Origin of the sequence: Bacillus sp. RB3, assembly GCF_030164735.1 — a bacterium.
In the GTDB taxonomy this organism is placed as follows: Bacteria; Bacillota; Bacilli; order Bacillales; family Bacillaceae_G; genus Bacillus_A; species Bacillus_A cereus.
Map to the genome: position 1 here is coordinate 1 of NZ_JASNGE010000112.1, position 390 is coordinate 390.

A 390-nucleotide genomic window follows, 5' to 3' on the forward strand; every position below is an offset into this window, starting at 1 on the left:
AGTGGGCTTGGCATAATTAACATACCAGATGCAAGTTGCAGCGAATGGATGAAAATAATAAATTCGAATAAAGTTATATTTTTGAATTTAAGATTCCCCATGCGAACCACCTTCTTTTTTCTTTTCTTGTTTCGGCTGTCCAGTACTCGAGCGGGTGCTAATCATCGAAATAGGAAACCTTACAAAAGAATCTTTTAACTCTTGAAGCCGAAATGGCGCGATTGGCAATCCATATGGTGAACCATAGGAAGTTAGTGAAACAAAATGAGCAAATAAGAGCATTAATCCACTAACAATACCTACAATGCCATAAAAGTAAGCCAATAACATCATTGGAAAACGAATAAGGCGTATAGAACTTGATAAATCATAATTAGAAACAATAAATGA

General features: G+C 35.1%; 1 protein-coding gene and 1 pseudogene. Both read right to left on the reverse strand.

The genetic code is table 11. The annotated features are described in order from the left end of the window. Positions 1-101: pseudogene (locus QO049_RS30565) on the reverse strand (GerAB/ArcD/ProY family transporter); the annotation flags it as partial. Continuing rightward, positions 88-390 (reverse strand): spore germination protein (locus tag QO049_RS30570; protein WP_284489826.1); only part of this gene is annotated, 303 nt, incomplete at its 5' end. The gene QO049_RS30570 and the pseudogene QO049_RS30565, both read right to left, overlap by 14 nt.